Annotated in this window: 28 protein-coding genes; 20 read left to right on the forward strand and 8 right to left on the reverse strand. The window is 66.0% G+C overall.

Features of this window, described 5'->3' with window-relative positions; translation table 11 throughout:
• Positions 1–23 precede the first annotated feature (23 nt).
• The 7 genes from E3T31_RS00090 (at position 24) to E3T31_RS00125 (ending at position 3,745) form a co-directional block, all read left to right on the forward strand.
• Positions 24–479: a helix-turn-helix transcriptional regulator gene (locus E3T31_RS00090; RefSeq protein WP_134466938.1), complete on the forward strand. Its 456-nt coding sequence runs from the start codon at positions 24–26 to the stop codon at positions 477–479.
• A gap of 132 nt (positions 480–611) precedes the next feature.
• The gene (locus tag E3T31_RS00095; RefSeq protein ID WP_003792170.1) at positions 612–710 is read left to right on the forward strand and encodes a 30S ribosomal protein bS22; all 99 of its coding nucleotides are present in this window, start codon (positions 612–614) and stop codon (positions 708–710) included.
• 415 nt (positions 711–1,125) lie between these two features.
• Positions 1,126–1,455, forward strand: a complete 330-nt coding sequence (locus tag E3T31_RS00105) for a protease inhibitor I9 family protein (protein ID WP_134466939.1) — start codon at positions 1,126–1,128, stop codon at positions 1,453–1,455.
• Entirely contained in the window at positions 1,452–2,060 is a 609-nt protein-coding gene (locus E3T31_RS00110) for a S8 family peptidase (protein ID WP_166788333.1), read from the forward strand. Before E3T31_RS00105 ends, E3T31_RS00110 begins: the two co-directional genes overlap by 4 nt.
• Positions 2,061–2,068: 8 nt before the next feature.
• Positions 2,069–3,133 carry an Ig-like domain-containing protein gene (locus tag E3T31_RS00115; protein WP_134466941.1) on the forward strand — a complete coding sequence of 355 codons (1,065 nt, stop codon included), beginning with the start codon at positions 2,069–2,071 and terminating at the stop codon, positions 3,131–3,133.
• 46 nt (positions 3,134–3,179) lie between these two features.
• Positions 3,180–3,449, forward strand: coding sequence for a glutaredoxin family protein (locus E3T31_RS00120; protein WP_092448433.1), 270 nt, complete (start codon positions 3,180–3,182; stop codon positions 3,447–3,449).
• The gene (locus tag E3T31_RS00125) at positions 3,446–3,745 is read left to right on the forward strand and encodes a Dabb family protein (RefSeq protein WP_134466942.1); all 300 of its coding nucleotides are present in this window, start codon (positions 3,446–3,448) and stop codon (positions 3,743–3,745) included. Before E3T31_RS00120 ends, E3T31_RS00125 begins: the two co-directional genes overlap by 4 nt.
• Before the next feature lie 7 nt (positions 3,746–3,752).
• Here E3T31_RS00125 and aspS read toward each other — a convergent pair whose 3' ends face one another.
• Positions 3,753–5,081, reverse strand: a complete 1,329-nt coding sequence (aspS, locus tag E3T31_RS00130) for an aspartate--tRNA(Asn) ligase (protein ID WP_134466943.1) — start codon at positions 5,079–5,081, stop codon at positions 3,753–3,755.
• Positions 5,082–5,248: 167 nt separating this feature from the next.
• Here aspS and E3T31_RS00135 point away from each other — a divergent pair, with 167 nt between their 5' ends.
• The 5 genes from E3T31_RS00135 to ccsB all read left to right on the forward strand — a co-directional run bounded on the left by E3T31_RS00135 (position 5,249) and on the right by ccsB (position 10,023).
• On the forward strand, positions 5,249–5,893 hold the full coding sequence (locus tag E3T31_RS00135) for a histidine phosphatase family protein (RefSeq protein ID WP_134466944.1): 645 nt from the start codon (positions 5,249–5,251) through the stop codon (positions 5,891–5,893).
• Entirely contained in the window at positions 5,890–6,525 is a 636-nt protein-coding gene (locus tag E3T31_RS00140) for a TlpA disulfide reductase family protein (protein WP_134466945.1), read from the forward strand. The genes E3T31_RS00135 and E3T31_RS00140 overlap by 4 nt, the downstream gene beginning before the upstream one ends.
• The gene (locus E3T31_RS00145; protein ID WP_092448428.1) at positions 6,522–7,283 is read left to right on the forward strand and encodes a cytochrome c biogenesis CcdA family protein; all 762 of its coding nucleotides are present in this window, start codon (positions 6,522–6,524) and stop codon (positions 7,281–7,283) included. The genes E3T31_RS00140 and E3T31_RS00145 overlap by 4 nt, the downstream gene beginning before the upstream one ends.
• On the forward strand, positions 7,267–8,937 hold the full coding sequence (locus E3T31_RS00150; RefSeq protein WP_134466946.1) for a cytochrome c biogenesis protein ResB: 1,671 nt from the start codon (positions 7,267–7,269) through the stop codon (positions 8,935–8,937). Before E3T31_RS00145 ends, E3T31_RS00150 begins: the two co-directional genes overlap by 17 nt.
• Before the next feature lie 69 nt (positions 8,938–9,006).
• Positions 9,007–10,023, forward strand: a complete 1,017-nt coding sequence (gene ccsB, locus E3T31_RS00155; protein ID WP_134467060.1) for a c-type cytochrome biogenesis protein CcsB — start codon at positions 9,007–9,009, stop codon at positions 10,021–10,023.
• An 84-nt stretch (positions 10,024–10,107) separates the two neighbouring features.
• On the opposite strand, the gene E3T31_RS00160 is transcribed toward ccsB, so the two are convergent.
• Genes E3T31_RS00160 through E3T31_RS00175 form a run of 4 tightly spaced genes read right to left on the reverse strand, consistent with a single transcriptional unit; the run spans position 10,108 to position 12,787 of the window.
• The gene (locus tag E3T31_RS00160) at positions 10,108–11,115 is read right to left on the reverse strand and encodes an o-succinylbenzoate synthase (protein WP_241977434.1); all 1,008 of its coding nucleotides are present in this window, start codon (positions 11,113–11,115) and stop codon (positions 10,108–10,110) included.
• Between the two features lie 35 nt (positions 11,116–11,150).
• Positions 11,151–11,408 carry a hypothetical protein gene (locus E3T31_RS00165; RefSeq protein ID WP_092448426.1) on the reverse strand — a complete coding sequence of 86 codons (258 nt, stop codon included), beginning with the start codon at positions 11,406–11,408 and terminating at the stop codon, positions 11,151–11,153.
• A complete protein-coding gene (locus E3T31_RS00170) occupies positions 11,405–11,737 on the reverse strand; it encodes an ATP-dependent DNA ligase (RefSeq protein ID WP_134466947.1) in 333 nt (110 codons plus the stop codon). Before E3T31_RS00170 ends, E3T31_RS00165 begins: the two co-directional genes overlap by 4 nt.
• 42 nt (positions 11,738–11,779) lie before the next feature.
• Complete coding sequence (locus E3T31_RS00175) at positions 11,780–12,787, reverse strand: RNA polymerase sigma factor RpoD/SigA (protein WP_134466948.1); 1,008 nt, start codon at positions 12,785–12,787, stop codon at positions 11,780–11,782.
• A gap of 217 nt (positions 12,788–13,004) precedes the next feature.
• Here E3T31_RS00175 and E3T31_RS00180 point away from each other — a divergent pair, with 217 nt between their 5' ends.
• From E3T31_RS00180 to E3T31_RS00190, 3 genes are all read left to right on the forward strand, one after another.
• On the forward strand, positions 13,005–13,916 hold the full coding sequence (locus E3T31_RS00180) for a 1,4-dihydroxy-2-naphthoyl-CoA synthase (RefSeq protein ID WP_134444208.1): 912 nt from the start codon (positions 13,005–13,007) through the stop codon (positions 13,914–13,916).
• Position 13,917: 1 nt separating this feature from the next.
• On the forward strand, positions 13,918–15,090 hold the full coding sequence (locus E3T31_RS00185; RefSeq protein WP_241977435.1) for an AMP-binding protein: 1,173 nt from the start codon (positions 13,918–13,920) through the stop codon (positions 15,088–15,090).
• Between the two features lie 132 nt (positions 15,091–15,222).
• Positions 15,223–16,131, forward strand: a complete 909-nt coding sequence (locus tag E3T31_RS00190; RefSeq protein ID WP_241977451.1) for a 1,4-dihydroxy-2-naphthoate polyprenyltransferase — start codon at positions 15,223–15,225, stop codon at positions 16,129–16,131.
• Here E3T31_RS00190 and E3T31_RS00195 read toward each other — a convergent pair.
• The gene (locus E3T31_RS00195; protein WP_092448422.1) at positions 16,105–16,404 is read right to left on the reverse strand and encodes a DUF4229 domain-containing protein; all 300 of its coding nucleotides are present in this window, start codon (positions 16,402–16,404) and stop codon (positions 16,105–16,107) included. The genes E3T31_RS00190 and E3T31_RS00195 overlap by 27 nt on opposite strands.
• Positions 16,405–16,476: 72 nt before the next feature.
• Between E3T31_RS00195 and E3T31_RS00200 the strand changes: the two genes are divergently transcribed.
• Positions 16,477–16,932 carry a PLD nuclease N-terminal domain-containing protein gene (locus tag E3T31_RS00200; RefSeq protein WP_134466949.1) on the forward strand — a complete coding sequence of 152 codons (456 nt, stop codon included), beginning with the start codon at positions 16,477–16,479 and terminating at the stop codon, positions 16,930–16,932.
• Positions 16,925–18,628, forward strand: coding sequence for a 2-succinyl-5-enolpyruvyl-6-hydroxy-3-cyclohexene-1-carboxylic-acid synthase (gene menD, locus E3T31_RS00205; RefSeq protein WP_134466950.1), 1,704 nt, complete (start codon positions 16,925–16,927; stop codon positions 18,626–18,628). The genes E3T31_RS00200 and menD overlap by 8 nt, the downstream gene beginning before the upstream one ends.
• Positions 18,629–18,660: 32 nt before the next feature.
• On the opposite strand, the gene E3T31_RS00210 is transcribed toward menD, so the two are convergent.
• The gene (locus E3T31_RS00210) at positions 18,661–19,893 is read right to left on the reverse strand and encodes an isochorismate synthase MenF (protein ID WP_241977436.1); all 1,233 of its coding nucleotides are present in this window, start codon (positions 19,891–19,893) and stop codon (positions 18,661–18,663) included.
• Between the two features lie 94 nt (positions 19,894–19,987).
• Between E3T31_RS00210 and ubiE the strand changes: the two genes are divergently transcribed.
• From ubiE to E3T31_RS00225, 3 genes are read left to right on the forward strand one after another with little or no spacing between them, the layout of a single operon-like run.
• Positions 19,988–20,689 carry a bifunctional demethylmenaquinone methyltransferase/2-methoxy-6-polyprenyl-1,4-benzoquinol methylase UbiE gene (gene ubiE / locus E3T31_RS00215; RefSeq protein WP_104131648.1) on the forward strand — a complete coding sequence of 234 codons (702 nt, stop codon included), beginning with the start codon at positions 19,988–19,990 and terminating at the stop codon, positions 20,687–20,689.
• A 22-nt stretch (positions 20,690–20,711) separates the two neighbouring features.
• Positions 20,712–21,782 carry a polyprenyl synthetase family protein gene (locus tag E3T31_RS00220; RefSeq protein WP_233194921.1) on the forward strand — a complete coding sequence of 357 codons (1,071 nt, stop codon included), beginning with the start codon at positions 20,712–20,714 and terminating at the stop codon, positions 21,780–21,782.
• Positions 21,783–21,829: 47 nt separating this feature from the next.
• The gene (locus E3T31_RS00225) at positions 21,830–23,290 is read left to right on the forward strand and encodes an FAD-dependent oxidoreductase (protein ID WP_134466951.1); all 1,461 of its coding nucleotides are present in this window, start codon (positions 21,830–21,832) and stop codon (positions 23,288–23,290) included.
• A gap of 64 nt (positions 23,291–23,354) precedes the next feature.
• Here E3T31_RS00225 and E3T31_RS00230 read toward each other — a convergent pair whose 3' ends face one another.
• The gene (locus E3T31_RS00230) at positions 23,355–23,843 is read right to left on the reverse strand and encodes a YajQ family cyclic di-GMP-binding protein (protein ID WP_134466952.1); all 489 of its coding nucleotides are present in this window, start codon (positions 23,841–23,843) and stop codon (positions 23,355–23,357) included.
• Positions 23,844–23,872 lie beyond the last annotated feature (29 nt).

A 23,872-nucleotide genomic window follows, 5' to 3' on the forward strand; every position in this document is an offset into this window, starting at 1 on the left:
GTACGAATGACTACCCTGAGGGTATGGCAGACATCTTCACAGTGGTGGCAGACTCGGCGCGACGCGACATTTTGCGCATCCTCTTGGAGCGGGCTGATCCCGCCGGCGAGCCCGGGAGTGCGGGGCGCAGCGAACTGAGCGTGTCCGACATCGTCGGTCATCTCGGGCTGAGCCAGCCGACGGTCTCCAAGCACCTCAAGGTGCTGCGTGAAGCCGGTCTGGTCACCGTGCGCGAAGATGGGCAACACCGCTTCTACCGATTGGAATATTCGCCGCTCGAGGAGATCGAGGATTGGCTGATCCCGTTCCTCAGCGTCGACTTCGATCAGGCCGTCAAGACCGCCGATCTGGAGGGTGACGGGTTGAAAGACGAGCAGCGAGCCTTCGCCTCGGCCATCGGCAAGGCTTTCGCCGACGCCTCGCAGATGTCCCAGGTGGTCAAGGATGCGACCGCGAAGAAGTGGCGCAGAAACGGTTGAAATCGGGCGTTTCGCGTTCCCGCTACCGGCCCGATCCGACGGTTGAGTAGTTGGAGAGCGTTTTGTCCGATAGAATGGTGTTTTCGTGTCAGTCGCGGGCCCCGCGACTAAACCAATACTTGTGAGGTCCGTGTGGGTTCTGTAATTAAGAAGCGACGCAAGCGTATGGCGAAGAAGAAGCACCGCAAGCTGCTTCGCAAGACTCGCCACCAGCGTCGTAATAAGAAGTAGAACGACTCCTCGTCGTTCTGTGAGCAAAGCGCTAGCCCTTCGGGACTGGCGCTTTTTGCTTGCCTGAGAGACGGCTGGGCGGAGTGATGTTCCTGCGCGTTGCACCGGTAGCATAGCGTCGATGTGCCATTACCCCGAATGGGGGTGGCGGTGCCATGGTGCGCGGCATCACTATTGATGGCATACGTGGGCGTTAGCGTCCGAGAGGCTACACCCGTGAACCACGCTCCCTCGGCGCTCTTACGTCGATGTGCTGCTGCCATAATCATCCTGCTCCTGCTCCTGCTCCTGCTCCTGCTCCTGCTCCTGCTCCTGCTCCTGCTGGTGCTTGCTGGGATTGTACTGCCCACCAGCACTTTCACGGCACAAGCGGCCAGCGCGGCCGCCACGCTCGCGGCGAGCGCAAGGCGCTGCCATGGCTGCTGATCCCGCTGATCCCCGCCAATCAGTGATCGTGCAGGCGGCGTCATCCGCTGCCGGCGTCGCCCTCGCCGAGGCTCAGAGCCGGGCGGGCGTCAGGATTGACAACCGCTACCGCGCGGCATTCGCTGGTTTCTCGGCCAAGCTCACCGCGGCCCAAATCGCGCACTTGCCCAGCAGCCCCCTGGTCGAGCGGGTCGAGCTGGATACCGCAACTCATATCGACACGTTGCAGCCGAATGCCCCATGGGGGCTAGACCGCATCGACCAGCGTTCTTCGGCTCTTTCTGGCACCTACGACTACGGAACGTCAGGGGTGGCGTGACGGTCTATGTGATCGACTCGGGAATCCGGCTTACCCACACCGAGTTCGGTGGTCGGGCGACGAGCGGCTATGACTTCGTCGATGATGACAGCGACGCCAGCGACTGCAATGGCCACGGCACGCATGTCAGCGGCACGATTGGCGGTTCGACCCACGGTATTGCGAAGTCCGTGAGCATGGTCGCTCTCCGCGTCTTCGGCTGCGGAGGGAGCGGCTACGTCTCGGACCTGATCGCTGCCGTTGACTGGGTCGTTACCTACCGGTCAGGCCCCTCGGTCATTAACACTAGCGGCGGCGGCGAGTCCAATGCTCTGCTGGACGAGGCAGTGGAAAACGCCTCGGCAGCCGGCGTGCCGGTCGTCGTCGCTGCGGGCAACAGCGCGCAGGACTCGTGCGGTACCGCCTCTCCGGCCGAGACGCCCGCGGCGATCACCGTCGGCGCAACCGACGAGGGCGACTACCGGGCGAGCTACTCCAATTTCGGGGAGTGCGTTGACCTGTTTGCCCCCGGTAGCGGGGTTCGCTCCAGCTTCATCGGGTCGGATAGTGACAGTACGCTGATGAGCGGCACATCCATGGCAGCGCCCATGTTGCTGGTGCCGTAGCGCGGTATTTGCAGGTCAACTCGTCGTCAACTCCCGCGCAAATCGACGACTTCCTTTCCGCACCGGCAACGCAGGGGGCGGTCTTCGACGCTCGGTCAACGAGCAACTATCTGCTCTACGTCTCGCCGGGGGACAGCGACGTCACCCCGCCGACCGTGACTAGCCGGGTGCCGGTCGTCAATGCACGGTCGATCAGCCAGACGGCGAACATCTCGGCGACGTTTAGCGAACCGGTCATCGATGTGACGGCGAGCTCGTTCTCACTGCGCTCCAAAACGGCAACGGTAGCTGCGGCCGTGACCTACACCTCGGGGACAAACGTCGCCACGCTCTACCCGTCGTCGACCCTCGCAGCGGACACGCTCTATACCGTGACCGTGACCGGTGTGCGTGACACTGCCGGCAACGTGATCGCCGGCACGAGCTGGTCGTTTCAGTCGGGTCCGGCACCCACGATCATCGCGGCGGTCCCCAGAACGGATGCCCGCGCAATCAGCCGGACCGCCAACGTCACGGTCACCTTCAGCGAGCCGGTGACGAAGGCTTCGACGACCACGATCACGATGAAGACGGGAACGACGCTCGTGCCAGCGGCCGTCACGTATGACGCGACAACCCGCACGGCGACGCTCAACCCCACCGTCACCCTCGGCGCCGACAGACTCTTCTCGGTCAACGTGTCTGGCCTGCTGGACGCCGTCGGCAACCCGTTAGTGCCCACCTCCTGGTCATTCACGTCGGGGCCGGTACCCGCTATTACCAGCGTCAGCCCGGCATCGGGGGCGACATCCGTTCGCCGTACCGCCAACGCGACGGCGTCCTTCAGCGAAGCGATCATCGGCGTGAGTTCGTCAACGGTGAAACTGACGAATTCCTCCACCGGCACGGTGATTGCGGCAGTGAGGAACTTCAATTCGACGACGAAAGTTCTCACGATCAATCCCTCCGTGACGCTCGCGTCCAACACGCTGTACCGGGTGACGATTACGGGCGGTACCAGTGCGGTGCGGGATGCGGCCGGCAATCCCCTTGCAACGAAAACCTGGACGTTCCTAACCGGCAGTTCCATCTAGCAGAGCATGGTCTAGTCGAGTAACCGCGGCCTCGTAGGCTAGACCCATGCCCACCGCACACCTCACCCTGATCGGCAAGCCCGGTTGTCACCTCTGCGACGACGCACGCGACGTGGTCGGCAGCGTTGTGGCCAAGCTCGCCGATGACGCATCGGCCCTCACTATCACGCTCGAGGAACGTTCCATCCTCGATGACGCCGAGTTGCACGACCTCTACCTGGAGGACATCCCGGTGCTCCTCATTAACGGCCAGGTGCACAATTACTGGCGCATCGATCCGGTGCGCCTGCGCACCGCCCTACTGGAGGTCTCATGACCATTCGTCACATCGTCTGCTGGAAACTCAGCGCTCTCACCCCGCGCAAGAAGGCCGACGACGCGGCCCAGATCGCTGCCGGCCTGAACGCCCTCGTCGGGGTTGTGCCCGAGATTCGCGCGTTGACCGTGGGGCCGGATGTTGCCGGTAACGAAAACTGGGACGTCGCGCTGATCGCCGACTTCGACGACCTCGAGGCCCTCGACCGCTACCAGAATCACCCGGAGCACAAGAAGGCTGGCGCGTTCATCCGTACCGTCGTCGCCGACCGCGTGGCGGTCGACCTCGAGGTCTAGTCGATCCTTACGGCTCGAGGCGGGTCGGGCCGCGGAACAGGTAGGTGACCTCGCGAATCGACGCCTGGTGCAGCATGAGCATCAGTACGCGCGCGAGGCCCATGCCGAACCCTCCGTGCGAGGGCACGCCGTAGCGGAAGAAGTCCAGGTAGCCCTCAATCTCCTTCGGGTCGAGGCCCTTCTCGATCGCCTGCGCTTCGAGTACCTCGATGCGGTGCTCGCGCTGGGCTCCGGTCGAGATCTCGGTGCCGTTGAAGATGAGGTCGTAGCTCTTGGTAATCGACGCGTCGCCCTCGTGACGCATGTGATAAAACGGGCGAATGCTCGAGGCGTAGTCGGTGAGGAACACGAATTCGTGTCCGTACTTCTCGGCCACGTAGGCGGCGATCTGGCGCTCGCCCTCCGGGTCCATGTCGTCGTCGTCGCGGGGAACCTCGTAGCCGCGGCTCTTCACGATCTCCTTGGCCTCGGCCAGCGGGATGCGCGGGAACGGCGTGTTCGGAACGGTTACTTCAACGTCGAACAGGGCTTTGACCTCGTCGCCGTGCTTTTTCTGCACGGCCGTGAACCCGGCGACCATCAGGTCTTCGTGCAGCGTCATGACGTCGTCGTGGCTGGTGATCCAGCTGATCTCACTGTCGACGCTCGTGAACTCGGTGGCGTGCCGGCTTGTGAACGACGGGTCGGCACGGAACGCCGGCCCGACCTCGAAGATCTTGCCAAAACCGGCCGACTGGGCCATCTGCTTGAAGAACTGCGGGCTCTGCGCGAGGTACGCCTTGGTGTCGAAATAGCCGACCTCGAACAACTCGGCGCGGCTCTCGCTCGCACTCGCCATGAGCTTGGGGGTGTGCAACTCGATGAAGCCGTGCTCGATCCAGTACGTGCGCAGTGCGTGCTCGAACGTGGTCTGAATGCGGAAGATAAGATTCTGCTTCGGGTTGCGCAGGTCGAGGAAGCGCCAGTCCATGCGCTTGTCGAGGCTGGAGTCGGCCGCGATCGGCGTCTCGGGGATGGCGGCCGACACGACGGTGAGGGTGGCCAGCTTGATTTCGATGCCGCCGAGCTTGACCCGCTCGTCGTGCTTGAGCGCACCGGTCACCGTCACGAAGGTGCCCTGGGCGAGACCCGAGATACTGGTCGCCGGCTCGTCGGCGACGACCTGGCCATCGGCATCCGTGGTGCGGGGATTGACCAGCTGCACGGCGCCGGATTCGTCGCGCAGTACGACGAATTGCACTTTTTTCTGGTCTCGAACGGTATCGACCCAACCGGACACCGATACGGGGCCGTCGTCGAGAGCGGACAGGTTCTTGATTAATACGCGCGAAGTCACTGTTCGAGCTTAGCCGGAGCCGCCCAGGGTCCCCGCCGAGGGGAGCCCGGTGTACAAGTATTGAAGTTGCTGCCGATCGTGGATGACCTCGCCCGGAGCATCAGCATCGTTGACGCCTGAGCGCTCTCACGGCGGTTTCAAGGCTGGGGCCTCCGTAGACTAGTCGGGTGGTAGCCAGTCAAGTGCATCTCGTGCGTCACGGTGAGGTCTTTAACCCCGAACGCGTGCTCTATGGACGGCTGCCGAACTACCGGTTGTCCGAGCAGGGTGTGCTCATGGCCGCCACCGCCGCCGCCGAACTGGTCGAGCGCGGCCGCCCGGTCGTGCGCGTGATCGCCTCGCCGCTGCAGCGTGCGCAGGAATCGGCCGCACCGATCGCCGCCGCCTTTGGGCTGTCGGTCGACAGCGAGGAACGCATTATCGAACCGACCAACGCATTCGAAGGCAAGCGGATGCGCGGTCCAGACGGCGCGCTGCGCGACCCCCGCAACTGGCCGGCTCTGGTCAACCCGCTCCGGCCGAGCTGGGGCGAACCGTTTCGGGCTGTCTCGAAGCGGATGCTCGCGGCGATCGATGACGCCTGGAACTCGGTCGACGAGGGCGATGTCGTGTTGGTCAGCCACCAGCTGCCGATCTGGATGGTGCACCGCTCCCTCGCCCATAAACGACTCGCCCACGACCCGCGCAACCGGCGGTGCGATCTGTCGAGCATCACGACGCTGTCCTGGCGCGGCGACCACTTCGCTGAAACCGGTTATGCCAGCCCGGCCGCAGAACTTCTCGATCCGAGCAACGACGTGGGTGCCGTATGAGCTGCGTGAACAGTCGCCGGGTCACCCCGCTGTTGGCCGGTCTCGCCGCAGCCGCATTGTTGCTCGCTGGCTGCTCCTCTGACCCGCTCGCCGAGCAGTACCGCGAGGGCTCGAGCAAGGGCTTCATCGCCGGCGACGGCAGCGTCACCGAGATCCCCCTCGAAGGCCGCGGCGAGGCCATCGAGTTCTCCGGCGTGACCGAGACCGGTGAAACGGTCACCAGCGCCGACAAGCTTGGCGAGGTTCTGGTCGTCAATTTCTGGTACGCGAGCTGCGCGCCGTGCCGGGCCGAGGCATCCGATCTGCAAAGCATCAACGCGCAATTCGAAAATGAGGGCGCGAGTTTTCTCGGCGTCAACGTGCGTGACCAGGCGCCCAACGCGATCGCGTTCAACGAGACCTACAGCGTGACCTACCCCTCGGTGCTCGACGTCGACACCGGCGCTATGCAGCTCGCCTTCAGCGGCAGCATCCCGCCGAACGCGGTGCCCACCACACTCGTACTCGACGCCGAAGGCCGGGTTGCCGCCCGCATTCTCGGCCAGGTCACCTCGCCCTCCATTCTGGAAACCCTGATTCGCGACACGATCGCGGAGACTGGCCCGATCATTGACAGCGGCACCGGCGAGTGAACAATCCCTTCGGAGAGATCGTCTTCAGCGGGCAGTTGCTCTTCGCTATTCCCATCGCGCTCCTGGCCGGGCTGGTGTCGTTCGCCTCCCCGTGCATTTTGCCGCTCGTACCCGGCTACCTCGCCTACATCGGCGGCTTCACCGACGGGCGCACCGGAACCTCCAAGCGGGATCGACGCGGCCGCAACCGGCTGCTGGCCGGGGTCGGCCTGTTCGTGCTCGGCTTCACCGTGGTGTTCGTGCTCACCGGCGTCGTTTTCGGCGCGGCCGGATTCTGGCTCAACTCCTACCGCGACCTGATCACCCGGATCGCCGGCGTCGTGGTCATTCTGCTCGGCCTGGTCTTCGTCGGCCAGTTCGGCGCGATGCAGCGCACCATCAAAACCAGTTGGCGCCCCAAGATGGGCCTGGCCGGAGCGCCCCTTCTCGGCGCGGTGTTCGCGGTCGGCTGGACGCCGTGCACCGGCCCGACCCTCACCGCCATCAACTCCCTCAGCCTTGGCACCGGCTCACCCTGGCAGGGCGGTCTGCTCGCGCTGTTCTATTCCCTCGGCCTCGGTATTCCGTTCCTGTTGATCGCCCTCGGCCTCAACTGGGCCACCGGATCGGTCGCCTTCCTGAAACGGCATATACGTGCCATCAACCTGTTCGGCGGCGTTTTGCTCGTCGTTATCGGAGTCCTCATGGTGACCGGCATCTGGAATGCCTGGCTCCTCGACCTGCAAGGGGTGATTGGCAGCTTTGTCCCGGCCATCTGACCACTACGATTCCCGCCCGCAGACACCGGGGGTCGTGCAGCCCAAGCTCGGCCTGACCGGCTGGCTGCGCTGGTTCTGGCGTCAGCTCACGAGTATGCGCACCGCCCTGTTTCTGCTGCTGATGCTCGCCATCGCCGCCATTCCCGGATCGCTAGTGCCGCAGCGCAGCTCAGACCCGAACGGCGTCACCCAGTACTTTGCCGACAACCCCGACCTGGCACCGGTCCTCGACCAGCTGCAAGCCTTCGACGTGTACACCTCGGCCTGGTTCTCGGCGATCTACCTGCTGCTGTTCATCTCGCTCATCGGCTGCGTCATTCCGCGCACCAAACACCATTTTCTGGCCCTGCGCGCGAAGCCGCCGACCACTCCGGCCCGGCTCTCCCGCCTGTCGGGTTTCATCGAGCATGACGCGCCGGCTGAAACGGATGCCTCCGCCGCCATCACCCACGCCCGCACCCTCCTGAAATCCAGCGGCTACCGCGTCGCCCGGTTCGAGGCTGAGGGGGAGTCATCGGTCTCGGCCGAACGCGGCTACCTGCGCGAGACCGGGAACCTGATCTTTCACGGCGCCCTGGTGGGCGTTCTGGTCACCGTCGGATTCGGCGGTGGCTACGGCTTCAGCGGCCAGCGCGTGCTGGTCGAAGGCCAGACCTTCGTGAACACGCTGCTCGCGTACGACTCCTTCAACCCTGGACGTTTCTTCGACGACGGAACCCTCGACCCCTACACCCTGAGCCTCGACGACTTCGCGGTGGCCTACGAGCAGCTCAACCTGCAGGCCTACGGCCAGCCGGTCGACTTCACCGCCGACGTGACCGTTACTCCCAAGGGCGCAGAAGCGGAGCCCAGCGTGGTTAAGGTCAATGGGCCGCTGCGCACGAATGGCACGAGCATCTACCTGCTCGGCAACGGCTACGCACCGACCATTCAGGTCACGGCCCCCGACGGCACCGTGGTGTTCTCCGATTCGGTGCCGTTTCTGCCGCAGGACGCCAACCTCACCTCGCTCGGCATCGTCAAGGTGCCAGACGGTCTGGCCGAACAGCTCGGCATGATCGGCTTCTTCTATCCCACCCAGGACAAGGCCGAGTCCGGGGCGAACTTCTCCAGCTACCCCGACCTCGAGTATCCGCTGCTCACCCTGAACGTGTACACCGGCGACCTCGGTCTCGATGACGGCGTGCCGACATCCGTTTATGCCCTCGTCACCGACGATCTGACCCAGCAGAACGGCGGCACCACCGGTGTCGACTCGATCGAACTCAAGCCGGGCGAGTCCACCGAGCTGCCGAATGACCTCGGCACGGTCAGCTTCATCGACAACGACCCGGCCGCCTCGGCTGCCGGCGATCTCAAGCAATCGGTTCCGCGCTTTGCCAGCTTCGACATTCACCACGATCCGACCCAGATTTGGCTGATCTCCTTCTCCGCACTCGTGCTGTTCGGCCTGTTCACCGGACTGCTCGTGCCGCGTCGCCGAGTCTGGGTGAAGGCGACCACGCGTGCCGATGGAACGGTTCACCTCGAATATGCCGGCCTCGCCCGTGGTGACGACCCAGCCCTCGGCAGCGCCGTCACGGCCCTGGCCGACCGACATCTGAAACTGCTCAAGTCCCACCAACCCGTCGTCGCCACCCCCGAAACGACTTAGGCTTAGATCGTGAATCTGACTGACCCCGCACTGCTCAACTCGTACTCGCTCTACGCGCTGTATTCGGCGATGGCCGTCTACGCCCTCGCTTTCATCGCCTTCGCGATCGACCTCGCCCGCCGCTCGAGCGCGGTCGGCGTGATCGAGGCGGCCGACCTGGTGGAAACGGATGCCGCTGCTTCGGCCGGCGCCGCAGCATCCGCTGGCGGTACCCGCACCCTTGAGCGACCGGCCCTGAAACGGCCGGTGCTGTCCCGAATCAGCGCGCGGATGGACAATGACGCGGCCATGCCCTACGGCCGCTCGTCGAGCCTACGGGTGGGCGTCTCGCTCACCGTGCTCGCCTGGGCACTGCACCTCGCGGCAACCGTTATGCGCGGTTTCGCCGCCGACCGGGTGCCGTGGGCGAACATGTACGAATTCGCCATGACCGGAACCCTGCTCATCATGACGGTGTTTCTGCTCGTGCTGGTGCGCTCGGACCTGCGTTTTCTCGGAACCTTCGTCACCGGCCTCGTGCTCGTGCTGCTCGGAATTGCCGCCCTGCAGTTCTACGTCGAGGTCGCCCCGCTGCCGCCGGCGCTGCAGTCGGCCTGGCTGGTGATCCACGTTTTCGTGGCGTCCCTCGGCACCGGAATGTTCGCCCTCGGCTTCGCCCTGTCGACCGTTCAGCTGTTGCAGTCGCGGCGGGAGAACCACGTGCTCGAGGGAGCTGCCGCGCCGCGCGGGGCGATCGCATCCGCTCTGCGCCTGCGTTTTCTGGCCACACTGCCGTCGTCAGTGACACTGGAGAATCTGTCCTACCGCATCAATATCGTCGGCTTCATTTTGTGGACCTTCACCCTGATGGCCGGCTCGATCTGGGCCGAACAGGCCTGGGGCCGGTATTGGGGCTGGGACACCAAAGAGGTCTGGACTTTCATCATCTGGGTCATCTACGCCGGCTACATCCACGCCCGTGCGACCCGCGGCTGGCGCGGATCACGCTCGGCCTGGCTGTCGATCATCGGCTTCAGCGCCGTCATGTTCAACTTCGGCATCGTCAACGTGTTCTTCAAGGGCCTGCACGCCTACTCTGGCCTGTAGCCCGGAGTCACTCGAAAGCGGGTAAACGGTTGCTTCAGCCGGTCTGAATCAACCTTTCACCCGCTTTCGCGATTAAGTTGCGCGCTATCCGGCGGCGGCGAGGAGCGCGTGGGTGCGCGCGAGGCGCGCCAGCCACCAGTCACGGCGCTCCGGACTAGCCGCGTGCTGCGTAAGCAGAGCAGGGTCGGGGGCGACTCGGCGCACCGGAATCGCGCCGTCGACCGGGAGCAGCGGGTGGGTCGTGACGTCCTCGGCCAGCAGCGAGGCCGTGCCCAGTCCGCAGTCGAAGTACAGGCCGGGAACGGATGCGGCCAGGTGGGCACCCATGGACAGCCCGACCGAGGTGTCGAGGGCGCTAGAGACGACGACCGGAAGGCCGGTCTGGCCGATGATCGACAGGGCGGCGCGAATGCCGCCGAGTGGCTGCGCCTTGATCACCAGGATGTCGGCGGCGCCGGCCCTCGCCACGGCGAGTGGGTCGCTGCTCTTGCGCACGCTCTCGTCGGCGGCGATCGGCACGCTCAGGTAGGTCGTGCGCTGGCGAATCTCGGCCAGTTCCGGCACGGTCAGGCAGGGCTGCTCGACGTATTCGAGATCAAAGGCGCTCAGGGCGTGAATGGCATGCTCAGCCTCATCCACGTTCCACAGCCCGTTCGCATCGATCCGGATGCGTCCCTCCGGGCCGAGCACGCGGCGCACCTCGGCGACCCGGGCGACATCGTCGGCCAGAGTCTGATCGGGGCTGGCCACCTTCACCTTGGCGGTGCGGCAGCCGGGAAAACGGGCGAGCACTTCGGCGACCTTGTCGGCGGAGACGGCGGGCACGGTGGCGTTGACCGGAATGCTCGTGCGCAGCGGGTGCGGCGAGTCCTGCCAGCCGAAATCAATCGCGGCCCGCAGCCAGTTGACTGCCTCAGCGTCGTCGTATTCGACGAAGGGAGAAAACTCCGTCCAGCCCTGCGGCCCCTCGAGCAGCATCGCTTCCCGGCTGTCCAGGCCTCGAAACCGGTCGAACAGTTTCAGGGAGACGACGTGCGCGGAACCGAGAAGCTCTTCCAAGGGGGGGACCGTGGCATCCAGTGAGGTCATCATGGCTCCAGTCTGGCAGCCTCCGGCTGGGTGGTTGGTCAGAGCGAATCCTGATAGAGGTCATCGCCCTCATGATCGTGGTCGATGCCGTTCGGCTTGACATTGACCAGGGCGACCGCGATTCCGGGGGCGATGAGCAGATAGGCGTCTTCGAACCGGCCCTCCCCGCTGTTTACCCGCAACCAGTACGGCAGCCCGGCAGCGATGGCGCCGTCGATCTCCACCTGGATCGACTCGACCGAACGGCCGCCGAGGGAATAGGGCTTGCCGCCATAGACGATGTCGATGCGGTTCATGGTTCGTCCTTCGAACTCAATGGCGCGAACGGGGAGCGGGGTTCTGGAACGATTTGCAGGCCGCCGGAGGAGTTGGCCGTGGCCATGAGCGCCTCGATCCACTCGCGGTTCAGGGTGGGGGAGCGGCTGCCGAAATACTTGTATGCGATTGGGATGCCGGGGTGCAGCCAGATGGTGCTCCGCCCGTTGCCCGACTGCGGGTCATCGCGCCAGGTGAAATAGAACGATTCGCCGCGCCGAAACTTGGCTCCGACGACCACCTGGATATGCGCCAGAACTCGATCGTCGAAGTCCGCGGTGAGGGTCGAGTCGTAGGTCAGCTTTCCCATGTCTCGCTCCCGCTCGCGTGCATCCGGTTGATCCTGACCCCGCTAGTCGCTCAGATAATGCTCCAGCCGGGGCACGTGCAGAAGAGCCAGGGCGCGTTTCTCGATCTGCCGCACGCGTTCCCGGGTGACGCCCTCGATGTGGGCGATCTGGTCGAGGGTGCGGGGCTCGTTGCCGTCGAGGCCGAACCGGGCCCGCAGAATGGAGCGTTCTCGGGGCGGCAGTGTTTCCAGAAAGAAGCGGATGTCCGCGGCACGCAGGGTCAGGGTGGCGTGCTCGTCGGGCTGGGGCAGGTCGTCGTCGATGATGAGTTCAGCCATGTCGCCGGCGCCATCGCCGACCGGGGTGTGCAGGGAGATCGGTTCGTTGTCGTATTGCAGCAGCCGCAGCACATCGCGCACTGGAAGCTGCGCGGCCTCACCGATCTCGCGTGCTGTCGGGTCGCGGTCGAGCACGCTCGTGAGATCACGACGGATCCGCTTGATCTTATTCAGCTTCTCGGCCGTGTGCACCGGGATGCGGATCATGCGCGATTTGTCGGCCATGCCGCGGTGGATGGCCTGGCGGATCCACCAGGTGGCGTAGGTGGAGAACTTGTAGCCGGTCATGAAGTCGTACTTTTCGACCGCACGCACCAGGCCCATATTGCCGTCCTGAACGAGGTCCATGATGGGCACCCCGCGACCGGAATAGTGTTTGGCGATACTGACGACCAAGCGCAGGTTGGCCTCGATGAACTGGTTCTTGGCGCGGCGCCCGTCTTGCCCGAGCCAGGCCAGGTCCCGCTGCACCACCGAATCGCGCGGGATGGCATCGCCGCCCTGCAGCAGTCGAGCCTCAGCGAACAGACCCACCTCGATGCGGCGCGCCAGATCAACCTCCTGCTCGGCGTTGAGCAGGGTCCCCTTGCCGATGCGGCGCAGGTAATCGCCGAAGGCATCCGTTGATGCGGCGCTGTAGCTTGCCGATGACGCGGCGCGGCGCGGCGCGGCATTCGCTGCCGGGCGCGGCAGTGGAGCGGTGTTGGTGTTTCTCTCAACAGTTGTCGTCATGAGCGCTTGCCCCCGCACTGGCTGCTGCTGTCTGTGATATTCATGGCCACCTCCCCGTGTATTCCAAGTCATTAGTACACCCCCGAAGGGGGGTGACGATCAAGGGCTTGACATATTGTTTGGTACAGGTTACCTGAGGTTAATTCGTCTTTACAACCGTGGATATTACGAGTTGGCGAAGCCGCAAGCTGCGCGGCTGCCCCCGTAGGCTGGCAGCATGAGCGAACAGGTATCCGAAATCTTCGATGCGAGCCAATGGAAGGCCGTTGCCGGCTTTGAAGACCTCACCGATCTGACCTATCACCAGGATCTGAGCGGCCGAATCGCCCGCATCGCCTTTGACCGGCCCGAGGTGCGCAACGCCTTTCGCCCCCGCACGGTCGACGAGTTGTTCAGCGCTCTGGAAGACGCTCGGCTGAACTCGAAAATCGGCGTCGTTCTGCTCACCGGCAATGGCCCGAGTGCCAAGGACGGCGGCTGGGCCTTCTGCTCCGGTGGCGATCAGCGCATCCGCGGCCGGGACGGCTACAAGTACTCCGAGGGCGAGACGGCAGCGGGCATCGACCGCGGACGCGCCGGACGCCTGCATATTCTGGAAGTGCAGCGTCTCATCCGTTTCATGCCCAAGGTCGTCATCGCGGTCATACCCGGCTGGGCGGCTGGCGGCGGGCACTCCCTACACGTGGTCTGCGACCTGAGTATCGCCAGCGCCGAACACGGCAAATTCAAGCAGACGGATGCCGATGTCGGCTCCTTCGACGCCGGTTACGGCAGCGCCTACTTCGCCCGCCAGGTCGGCCAGAAAGCCGCCCGCGAGGTGTTCTTTCTGGCTCGCGAATACTCGGCCCAGCGTGCGCTGGAGATGGGCGCGATCAACGCCGTCGTGCCGCACGCCGAACTGGAAACCGTGGCACTGGACTGGGCTCGGGAGATTCTGACCAAGTCGCCCACCGCGATTCGCATGCTCAAGTTCGCCTTCAACGCCGTCGACGACGGGCTGGTCGGCCAGCAGGTGTTCGCCGGCGAGGCCACGCGCCTCGCTTATGGCACCGATGAAGCCGTCGAGGGCCGGGACTCCTTCCTGGAGAAGCGTGAACCGGACTGGTCGCCGTACCCGTGGCAGTACTGACGTGAGGCCGCTGCTCGCGGTCGCGCCGGGGCATCCGCTCGACTTTTTGGCCGTGCTGCGAAACGCGCTCGCCGGCAGCGGGCCGGCCGTGCTGCCGCTGTCGACCGATCGGGCTACTGGAATTCCGGTCCTCGGCGACGTGCCGAAGCGGGTCGCCGTGGTGATCGAGACCTCCGGGTCGACGGGGGCGCCGAAACGGGCCATGCTCGCCACCAATGCGCTGCTGGCCGGTGCCGCGGCGTCGGCGGTCGCCCTCGGTGGACCGGGGCAGTGGCTGCTGGCCCTTCCGGTGCACTACATCGCCGGGGTGCAGGTGCTGGTGCGCTCGATCGCCGCCGAGACCACCCCGATCGTGCTACCGCCTGGCCACTTCGATCCGCAGAATTTTCTTCGTCTGGCCGAGACCATGACCGAGCCGCTGCGCTACACCGCGCTGGTTCCGGTGCAGTTGGCCCGGCTGCTCGACGCAGCAGATGACCCGGCCCTGCTGGCTGTGCTGCGGCGCTTCACCGCGATTTTGGTCGGCGGGCAGGCCATCCGACCCGAGCTCATCGCGCGAGCGGCCGAACTGGAGGTGCGGGTCGTGCGCACCTATGGATCGTCGGAGACGGCCGGTGGGTGCGTCTACGACGGGGTTCCGATCGGGGACACCCTCGTGCGTCTCGTCGACGGGCAGCTCGAGCTGTCGGGCTCGGTGCTCGCCGAGGGGTACCTCGACGATGCAGCGCGCACCGCTGATCGGTTCATCGTGGAGCAGGGGGTGCGCTGGTATCGCACCGGCGACCTCGGCGAGGTCGATCCCCTGAGCGACCGCGTCACGGTGCTCGGCCGGGCCGACAACGTGATCATCTCCGGCGGCGAGAAGGTGTCCCTCGACGCCGTCGAACGGATCGTGCGGTCCTGTGTCGGCTTCGAGACGGCGGTTGTGCTCGGTGGCGATGATGCCCAATGGGGCCAGGTGCCGGTTCTGGTGGTGGCCGGGCCGGAAGGCGGGGCGGCGGATCTGGCTGTCGTGGGGGCATCCGTTGTGGCACGGCTGGGGCGTGCCGCCAGGCCCGCGCGCGTCGTGCGAGTGGAGCAGATTCCGCTGCTGGCCTCGGGTAAGCCCGACCGGGTGGCGCTGGCGCGGCTCGCTGCCGCCGGTACGGTCGACCAGCCCTGGGCCAACAAGTAGCATGGTGGCGTGGCACAAGGAGCTCGGCCGGTCAGGCCCAAACAACAAAGACTGAACCCTGCGGCGACGCTGGCGGGTGCCGCTTCCGGTGGCAAGACCAACGGCAAGTCAGGCCATCCAGCCTTCAAAAACGTGCCGCGCAAGGGGCCCGCCGCGGTCAAGCAGGCCACGGCCGCCGACTGGATCGCCGGTGCGCGCCTGCGCACCCTGCCGCTCGCCATCGCTCCTGTGCTGCTCGGAACCGGAGCCGCCATCGTCGCGGCCGGCCCCGGCGTTTACCACCCGGTGCGCGCGCTGCTCGCCCTCGCGGTGGCCCTGCTGCTGCAGATCGGCGTCAACTACGCCAACGACTATTCCGACGGCATTCGCGGTACCGACGCTTTTCGGGTCGGCCCGGCCCGGCTGACCGGCGGCGGCGTTGCCAACCCCCGTACCGTGCTGCGCGTCGCCCTGGTCTTCTTCGGCCTCGCCGCCGTGGCCGGCCTGACCCTCGTCATTCTGACCCAGTACTGGTGGCTGCTGCTCGTCGGCGTCGTCGCCCTGTTGGCGGCCTGGTTCTACACCGGTGGCAGGAAGCCCTACGGCTACCTCGGCCTCGGCGAACTGTTCGTGTTCGTCTTCTTCGGGCTCGTCGCCACCGCCGGCACCACCTACGTGCAGGTCGGCGACTTCACGACCGAGAGCGTGCTCGGTGGTGTGGCGATGGGACTGATCGCCTGTGCCGTGCTCATGGTCAACAACCTGCGGGACATCGTGCCCGACCATGCCGCCGGCAAGCGCACCCTCGCGGTGCGCATCGGCCGCACGGCTTCCCGGGTCGTCTTCTGCGTCTTCCTGCTGCTGCCGTTCGTGATCGCCGGACTGTTCAGCCTGGTTTATCCGCTCGGGATCTTCACGTTCTTCGTGCTGCTGCTGGCGCTGCCGGCCTGCCTCATTACGGTCACCGCGACGTCGGCCAGGGAACTCATCCTTGCGCTGAAGCTGACCAGCCTCGCGGCGCTGGCCTACGGGCTGCTACTGGGACTTGCTTTCGCGTTCTGAGTTGGTGGTTTCTTCGGCATTCAGCGCCTGGTCCTCGACCTCAGAATCCGGGTTTACCGGCTCCTTGCCGGGGTGCCGCGCCTGGTACAGGTCACGTGCCACGCTCTCGCGGGACTTGCCGAGAAACAGGTAGGACAGGCACAGGCCGAGCATGGCAGCGATGACGGCCGCAGCCCAGGGCCAGAAACCGAGGGAGAGCAGGATCGCCAGCGGTACGGCAAACATCAGCACGCGCATCACGGAGTAGTACAGCCAGGGGGCCACGAATTTCATGAGCCAAGTTTAGAACGCCGCGCCTGAGCATCCGCACATGTCTCTCACGGCCAAGCGCCATACAATCAAGACATGCCCAAGCTCTTGATCGGACTAGGACTGGCCCTGGTCATTCTCACGGTCTACACCCTCGTAGATTGCGCCGTCTTCGACCGCAAACGCATTCGTGGTTTGCCGCGCTGGGTGTGGATTTTCGTCATCGTCCTGGTACCGCTGATCGGCCCGCTGCTCTGGCTGCTGGTCGGCCACGGACGCTCCACTCCCGCCACCCGGTCGTACCGATCGGTCGCTCCCGATGACGACCTCGATTTTCTGCGCGGCCTGAACGGCGGCGGCGTTGCCACAGCAACCGGCGAAAACCGGCCATTCAACGAGAAAGACCAGCAGGAGCGCATCCGTCGGATGGAGCAGGACCTCGCCGATCTCGACAAGAACGATCCGACACCGGGCAATGGTACCGGCGTAGACCCGAAGAAGAAGAAGAAGGAACCGGGCGAAGGCGAGCAGCCTGGCCGTCGGGATGCCTGAGCCGTTCAACGGTAGCCCGGCGACCGATTTTAGTTTCTCCCTTCTAAACGAATTTATACGTCTCGGGCTGCACGACCTCGTGCTCTGTCCCGGTGCGCGTTCGCAGGCGCTCGCGCTGGCCGCGGCCGAGCTGGAACGGGCCGGCGGTATCCGCTTGCATGTGCGCACCGATGAACGCAGCGCCGGCTTTCTCGCGCTCGGCCTTGCGCTCGAGACCGGTCGGCCCGCCCTTGTCGTCGTGACGTCGGGCACGGCCGTGGCCAATTTGCACCCGGCCGTGCTCGAAGCGCACCACGCCGGGGTGCCGATGATCCTGCTCACGGCCGATCGTCCGGCCGAGCTGCGCGGCATCCGTTCAAACCAAACCACCGTGCAGCCCGGCATCTTCGGCGTCGCCACCCGACTGTGCCTTGACGTTCCGGCGCCGGTCGGCGAACCCGACGAGACCGGCATTGCCCAAGCGTTGGCCCGCCAGGCGACGGATGCCGCCACCGGCGAAGGCACCGCCGCACCCGGCCCGGTGCAACTGAATCTGGCGTTTCGGGAGCCGTTGTCGGCCGCGCTTCCTGCTGGATTGCCGAGGGTAACTCCGGCTGCCCCCGTTGCACCTGCCGCCTCGACCGACGGCCCAACCATGCTGCTCGCCCCCGGACCACGCACGGTCGTCGTTGCCGGCGATGGCGCCGGTCCGGAGGCCGAAGAACTCGCCCACGCCGGGGGCTGGCCGCTGCTGGCCGAAGTGTCCAGCGGGGCTCGGTTCGGCCCGAACCTGATTGTGCACTATCGCGAGCTGCTTGGCGCCGTGGATCTGGGCGGCGAGGTCGAGCGCGTGATCGTGTTCGGCCACCCCACGCTCAGCCGAGAAATTCCCGCCCTCATTGAACGCCCCGGTGTGGAGACAATTGTGGTCGCCCCGACCGGACTCGACTGGTACAATCCCGGCCACTCCGCGCGCGCCTTCACCCGCTCGATTGGACCGGATGCTTCGTGCGCTGCGGCCGCGCGTACCCCGGCCGGTCGGGCGTGGCTGGGGCGCTGGGTGATGACCAGCCGGGCCCTCGCCGAGGCGGCGGCCGATGAGGGCCGGGCCCCGATCGACAAACGCGGCATCACCCGTGCCGAGCTGGCCGTGCTGCGGGCACCGCTGACCCGTGCGCTGCTCGTCGACGCGGTGTGGCGGGCGTCGTGGCCGCACGACCGGCTCGTACTCGGCGCCTCCCGGCTCATTCGGGAGGCGGACAAGCGCGTTCCCGGCAAGAAGATCACCGTGCTGGCGAACCGCGGGCTGGCCGGAATCGACGGCACCATTGCGACGGCGCTCGGAGTGGCGCTGGCCAGCCAGGCCGAACCGGAACCGCGCTCGGTCGGAGTGACACGGGTGCTAATGGGCGACCTGACGTTTCTACACGACGTTGGCTCGCTGTTGCTCGCTCCCGGCGAACCGCGGCCGCGGCTGCAGGTCATTGTCGGAGTCGACGGCGGCGGCAGTATCTTCGACGGTCTCGAGGTCGCGGCAACGGCCCCGGTCGAGGCGATGGAACGGGTGCTCTACACGCCGCGCAGCGTCGACTTTCAAGCCCTCGCTGCTGCCTATGGCTGGGAGTACCAGGTCGCAGCCACGCGGGCCGACCTGGAGCGCGCCCTCACCGGTGCCCCGACCGGTCCGGCCATCCTCGAGGTTCCGCTCGTTCGCTGAGCCTGTGTCGCGCGGGGCTCGGCTGCCGCGAGCTAGCCGAAGGCCTCGACGATCGGGCGAAACTTCATCTTCGTCTCGGCCAGCTCGCGGTCGGGGTCGGAGTCCAGCACGATGCCGCAGCCGGCGTAGGCGGTAATGCCGCCCTCGGGGGCGACCTGGGCGCAGCGCAGGGCGATCGCCCATTCACCGTCGCCGTCGGCGCCGACCCAGCCGACCGGCCCGGCGTAGCGGCCGCGGTCGAACGGTTCGAGCTCGCGAATGAGGCTCAGGGCTTCGAGGGTCGGCGTTCCGGCGACCGCGGCCGTCGGATGCAACGCAGCGATCAGGTCGAGCGAGGTCGACCCGTCGCTCAGCGTGCCCTCGAGGTCGGTCGCGAGATGCCACAGGTTCGGCAGCTTCACCGTGAACGGAATATCACTGGTCGCGAGCACCGAGGTGTGCGGGCGCAGCGACTTGAGCACGCTCTGCACGGCGAACTCGTGCTCGTCGCCGTCCTTCGACGAGGTCGCCAGGGTCAGGGCCGCCTCGCGGTCGTCTTCGGCATCCGCTCCCCGCGAGATCGTGCCGGCCAGCACCCGGGCATTGACCGAGCCGTGGTCGGCGCGAATGAGGGTTTCCGGGCTCGACCCGATGAGGCCGTCGACGGCGTAGGTCCAGCAGTCCGGGTAGCCGAGCGCGAGCTTGCTGATGGCGCGGCGCAGGTCGGACTCGGCCGGCACCCGCCCGACCAGGTCGCGGGCGAGCACGACCTTGTTGACCTGTTGGGTGCGAATGCGTTCGATGCCGGAGCTGACCGCGGTGCGAAAGTCTGCGGGGGGTAACGCTCCCGGGAGCAGCGCGATGCGATACTCGTCGCCGAGCGGATGCAGCGCGAGCGGGTTCGCGCCGGCGGTCTGGCCGGTCAAGTGAATGCGCGTCACCCAGCACTGGCCGTCTTCGCGGCCGACGATGATCTCGGGCACGATCAGCACGCTGGTCTGCGCGGAGGACTCGTCGAAGGCGAACGCACCGAAGGCCAGCAGCCCGGTGCCGGTGCGGGCCAGCGGGTCGGTCACGGTGGCCAGCGCGACGACTTGTTTCCACGCCGCCGCAGCATCCATCATGCGGGTCGGGCCGGAGAATTCGAGCCGCAGCGCGCAGCCGATGCCGGCCAAACCCTGGTTGCGACGCATCCAGAGCAGGGGCGTGCGGCCATCGAGCAGCAGGATCAGTTGGCGGATATCGGCTATCGGGGAGGTTTCGACCGTCAAGGCCTGCACATTCACTTCTGTAGCCTACGCCCGCGCCGCTGCTCCGATACGAACGCGTACCCCGGCAACCATGCAGTTTCGCCCCGCCCGAGCGACCTAGAATGATGGGGTGAATAGAGCAGACCTGAACAAACGGCCCGCGCAGGTGGCTGCCATGTTCGACGAGGTGGCCGCCCACTATGACCGCACAAATGCGTTGCTGTCGGTCGGGAACGCGTCGCTCTGGCGCCTCGCCACCACCAAGGCCGTCAACCCGCAGGCCGGGGAGCGCATTCTGGACATCGCCGCCGGCACCGGAACCTCCAGCGCAGCCCTCGCCCACAGTGGCGCCCACGTCGTCGCCGCCGACTTCTCGGCCGGCATGATCGAGGTCGGCAAGACCCGTCACGCGCACAACCCGAACATCGAATTCGTGCAGGCCGACGCCACGGCGCTTCCCTTCAAAGACAACGAATTCGACGCCGTCACCATCTCCTTCGGGCTGCGAAACGTGGTCGAACCGAAGAAGGCGCTCGCCGAGTTCTACCGGGTGACCAAGCCCGGCGGCCGCGTCGTCATCTGCGAGTTCTCGACCCCGCCGCTCACGCTCGTGCGCCAGAGCTATTTCGCCTACCTCAACCACGTGATGCCGCGGGTCGTGCGGCTCGCCTCGTCGAACGCCGAGGCCTACGACTACCTGGGGGAGTCCATCGCGGCCTGGCCGACCCAGCCGGTATTAAGCGGATGGCTGCGCTCGGCCGGCTACTCCAGCGTCGCCTACCGCAATCTCACGCTCGGCATCGTGGCGCTGCACCGTGGAACCAAATCCTGATCAACTCGATAGGCTGACTTACGTGAAATCCAGAGCCCCCGTGATCCGACGCAGCGCGTCGGTGACTAGCCAGGCGGGCCTCGGCGATCGTATCTTCTCGACTTCCGCCGATCGTGGCCTGGCCGCGAACATCGATTCCGGCATTGAACAGGTCGAAGACGCCCTGCTCGCCGAACTGGTCTACGCCAACGAAATCGCCACGGTCACCAGCCGCTACCTGCTCAACGCGGGCGGCAAACGGGTGCGTCCCATGCTCGCGCTGCTCACCGCGCACCTGGGCGAGGGCATTGTGCCCGACGTGGTCACCGCTTCGACGGCCATCGAACTGACCCACCTCGCCTCGCTCTACCACGACGACGTGATGGACGATGCCGACAAGCGTCGCGGCGTACCGAGCGCCCAAACGGTGTGGGGCAACTCCATCGCTATCCTCACCGGGGACCTGTTGTTTGCCCGTGCCAGTCAGCTGATGGCCCGGCTCGGTGAGCGCGCCATCAAGCTGCAGGCGACCACCTTCGAGCGCCTCGTGATGGGCCAGTTTCAGGAGACGGTCGGCCCGCGCGCCGGCGACGACCCGGTCGAGCATTACATTCAGGTGCTCGCCGGCAAAACCGGCTCGCTCATCGCGGCAGCCGCGCAGGGCGGGGTGGTGTTCTCCAACGCTCCGGCCGAGTTCGAGCAGCCCGTCGTCGACTTCGGCGAGAAGATCGGCGTGGCCTTTCAGCTCATCGACGATGTGCTCGACCTGTCGCCGCAGCCGCAGGAGACCGGCAAGGTGCCGGGAACGGACCTCCGGGCGGGAGTGGTGACGTTGCCGCTGCTTCGGTTGCGGGAACGCGCCGTGAGCGATGGGGCATCCGCTGATCTGCTGCAGCGACTCGAACGCGACGTCATGTCGGCCGGCGCTGAACAGGGTGAGGCTGCCGATGCGGCCATCACCGCGCTGCGCGAGCACGCCGTCACCGCCGAAACCCTCGCCGAGGCGCACGGCTGGGCCCGCGACGCGGTCGCTGCCCTCGCCCCGCTGCCGAAGGGCTCGGTTAAGAAAGCTCTCACCCGATTCGCCGAGACCATCGTCGAGCGCTCCAGCTAGAGCGTGTTGGGGCTTGCCCCGACTGCTCGCGCAGTAAGGAAACTTTCGTGACCAAATTGAGACTGGCCATCGTCGGCGCAGGCCCGGCCGGCATCTACGCCGCCGACATTCTGCTCAAGGCTGAGCGCAACTTTGAGGTCTCGATCGACCTGTTCGACCACCTTCCCGCGCCGTATGGGCTGGTGCGCTACGGCGTCGCGCCCGACCACCCGCGCATCAAGGGCATCATCACCGCCCTGCGCGGGGTGCTCGACAGCGGCGATATTCGCGTGTTCGGCAACGTGCGGTTCGGTGTCGATATCACCCTCGACGACCTCAAGAAACACTACAACGCGGTCATCTTCGCGACCGGGGCCGTGCAGGACGCCGACCTCAACATTCCGGGCGCCTCGCTGGACGGTTCCTACGGCGCCGCCGACTTCGTCAGCTGGTTCGACGGTCACCCCGACGTGCCGCGCACCTGGCCGCTCGAGGCGCGCGAGATCGCCGTGATCGGCAACGGCAACGTGGCCCTCGACGTGTCCCGCATGCTGATCAAGCACGCCGAGGACTTGCTTCCGACCGAGATTCCCGGAAACGTGTACGACGGGCTCGCGGCGTCACCGGTGACCGACGTGCACGTGTTTGGGCGCCGCGGGCCGACATCCGTTAAATTCACGCCGCTCGAGCTGCGCGAGATCGGCGAGCTGAAGGACGTCGACATGATCGTCTACGACGAGGACTTCGACTACGACGAAGCCGCCAAGGATGCCGTCGCGAGCAACAAGCAGGTTTTCGTGATCGACAAGACGCTGAACGCGTGGCGCACCCGCGAGACCGGCACGGCCAGCCGCCGCCTGCACCTGCACTTCTTCGCCAAGCCGGTCGAGGTCGTCGATGACGGCACCGGCCGGGTGGCTGCGTTTCGCTGGGAACGCACCATAACGGATGCCGCCGGCGGCGTCGTCGGCACCGGTGAGATTCGCGAGATCCCGGTTCAGGCCGTGTACCGGGCGGTCGGCTACTTCGGGTCGGAGCTGGCCGACGTGCCGTTCGACAAGAAGCGCGGTGTGATTCCCAACCGCGAGGGTCAGGTACTGCGGCGCGACCCCTCGGCCGGGACCGGCGGGCTGTTCAACCAGCAGATGTACGGCGTCTACGCGACCGGCTGGATCAAGCGCGGGCCGGTCGGCCTGATCGGCCATACCAAGAGCGACGCGATGGAAACCATCAAGCACCTGATCAATGACCTCGGGAACTGGTGGCGGCCCGAGTCGCCGTCGGAGGAGAGCATCGTGGCGCTGCTCTCCGATCGCGGCGTGCGCTACACCGGACTTGACGGCTGGCACAACCTGGACCAGCACGAGCTCGCGCTCGGTGAGGCGGCTGGCCGCACCCGCATTAAGGTCGTCGACCGCGACGAAATGGTCGCGGTCTCCCGCGCGGAGGAGCCCGCGCCGCCCCTCTCTTCTGACCGGGCCCGGGCCCGGAAACGGGGCCCATGTTCTATCATGGGCCCGCTTCCATAAGGTGGGCCCGGCGACCAAAATGGTGCGGGAGGTGCGGGAGGTGCGGGAGGTGCGGGAGGTGCGGCTAGCGGAAGTTCGTGAACTGCAGGGCCACGTCGAGGTCCTTGCCCTTGAGTAGGGCCATGACCGCCTGCAGGTCGTCGCGGCTCTTCGAGCTGACCCGCAGTTCGTCGCCCTGAATCTGGCTCTTGACGCCCTTGGGCCCCTCATCGCGAATGATCTTGCTGATCTTCTTCGCGTTCTCCTGGTCGATCCCGGCCTTCATCGACGTCTCGATGCGGTACTCCTTGCCGGAGGCGAACGGCGCGCCGGCATCGAGGCTGCGCAGGGAGATGCCGCGCTTGATCAGCTTGGACTCGAACACCTCGAGGATCGCCTTGACTCGCTCCTCGGTGTTCGCCTTCATGAGCACCTTCTCGCCGCTCATCGCGATCGAGGCCCCCACGTTCTTGAAGTCGTAGCGCTGCGCGACTTCCTTGTGCGCCTGGTTGAGGGCGTTGTCGACCTCCATCGGGTCGACCTTGCTGACGATGTCGAACGTTGAATCTGCCATTCCCCCATGGTATCTGACCCGCGAGAGCG

The organism is Cryobacterium sp. TMS1-13-1 (assembly GCF_004403125.1).
Classification (GTDB): domain Bacteria; phylum Actinomycetota; class Actinomycetes; order Actinomycetales; family Microbacteriaceae; genus Cryobacterium; species Cryobacterium levicorallinum.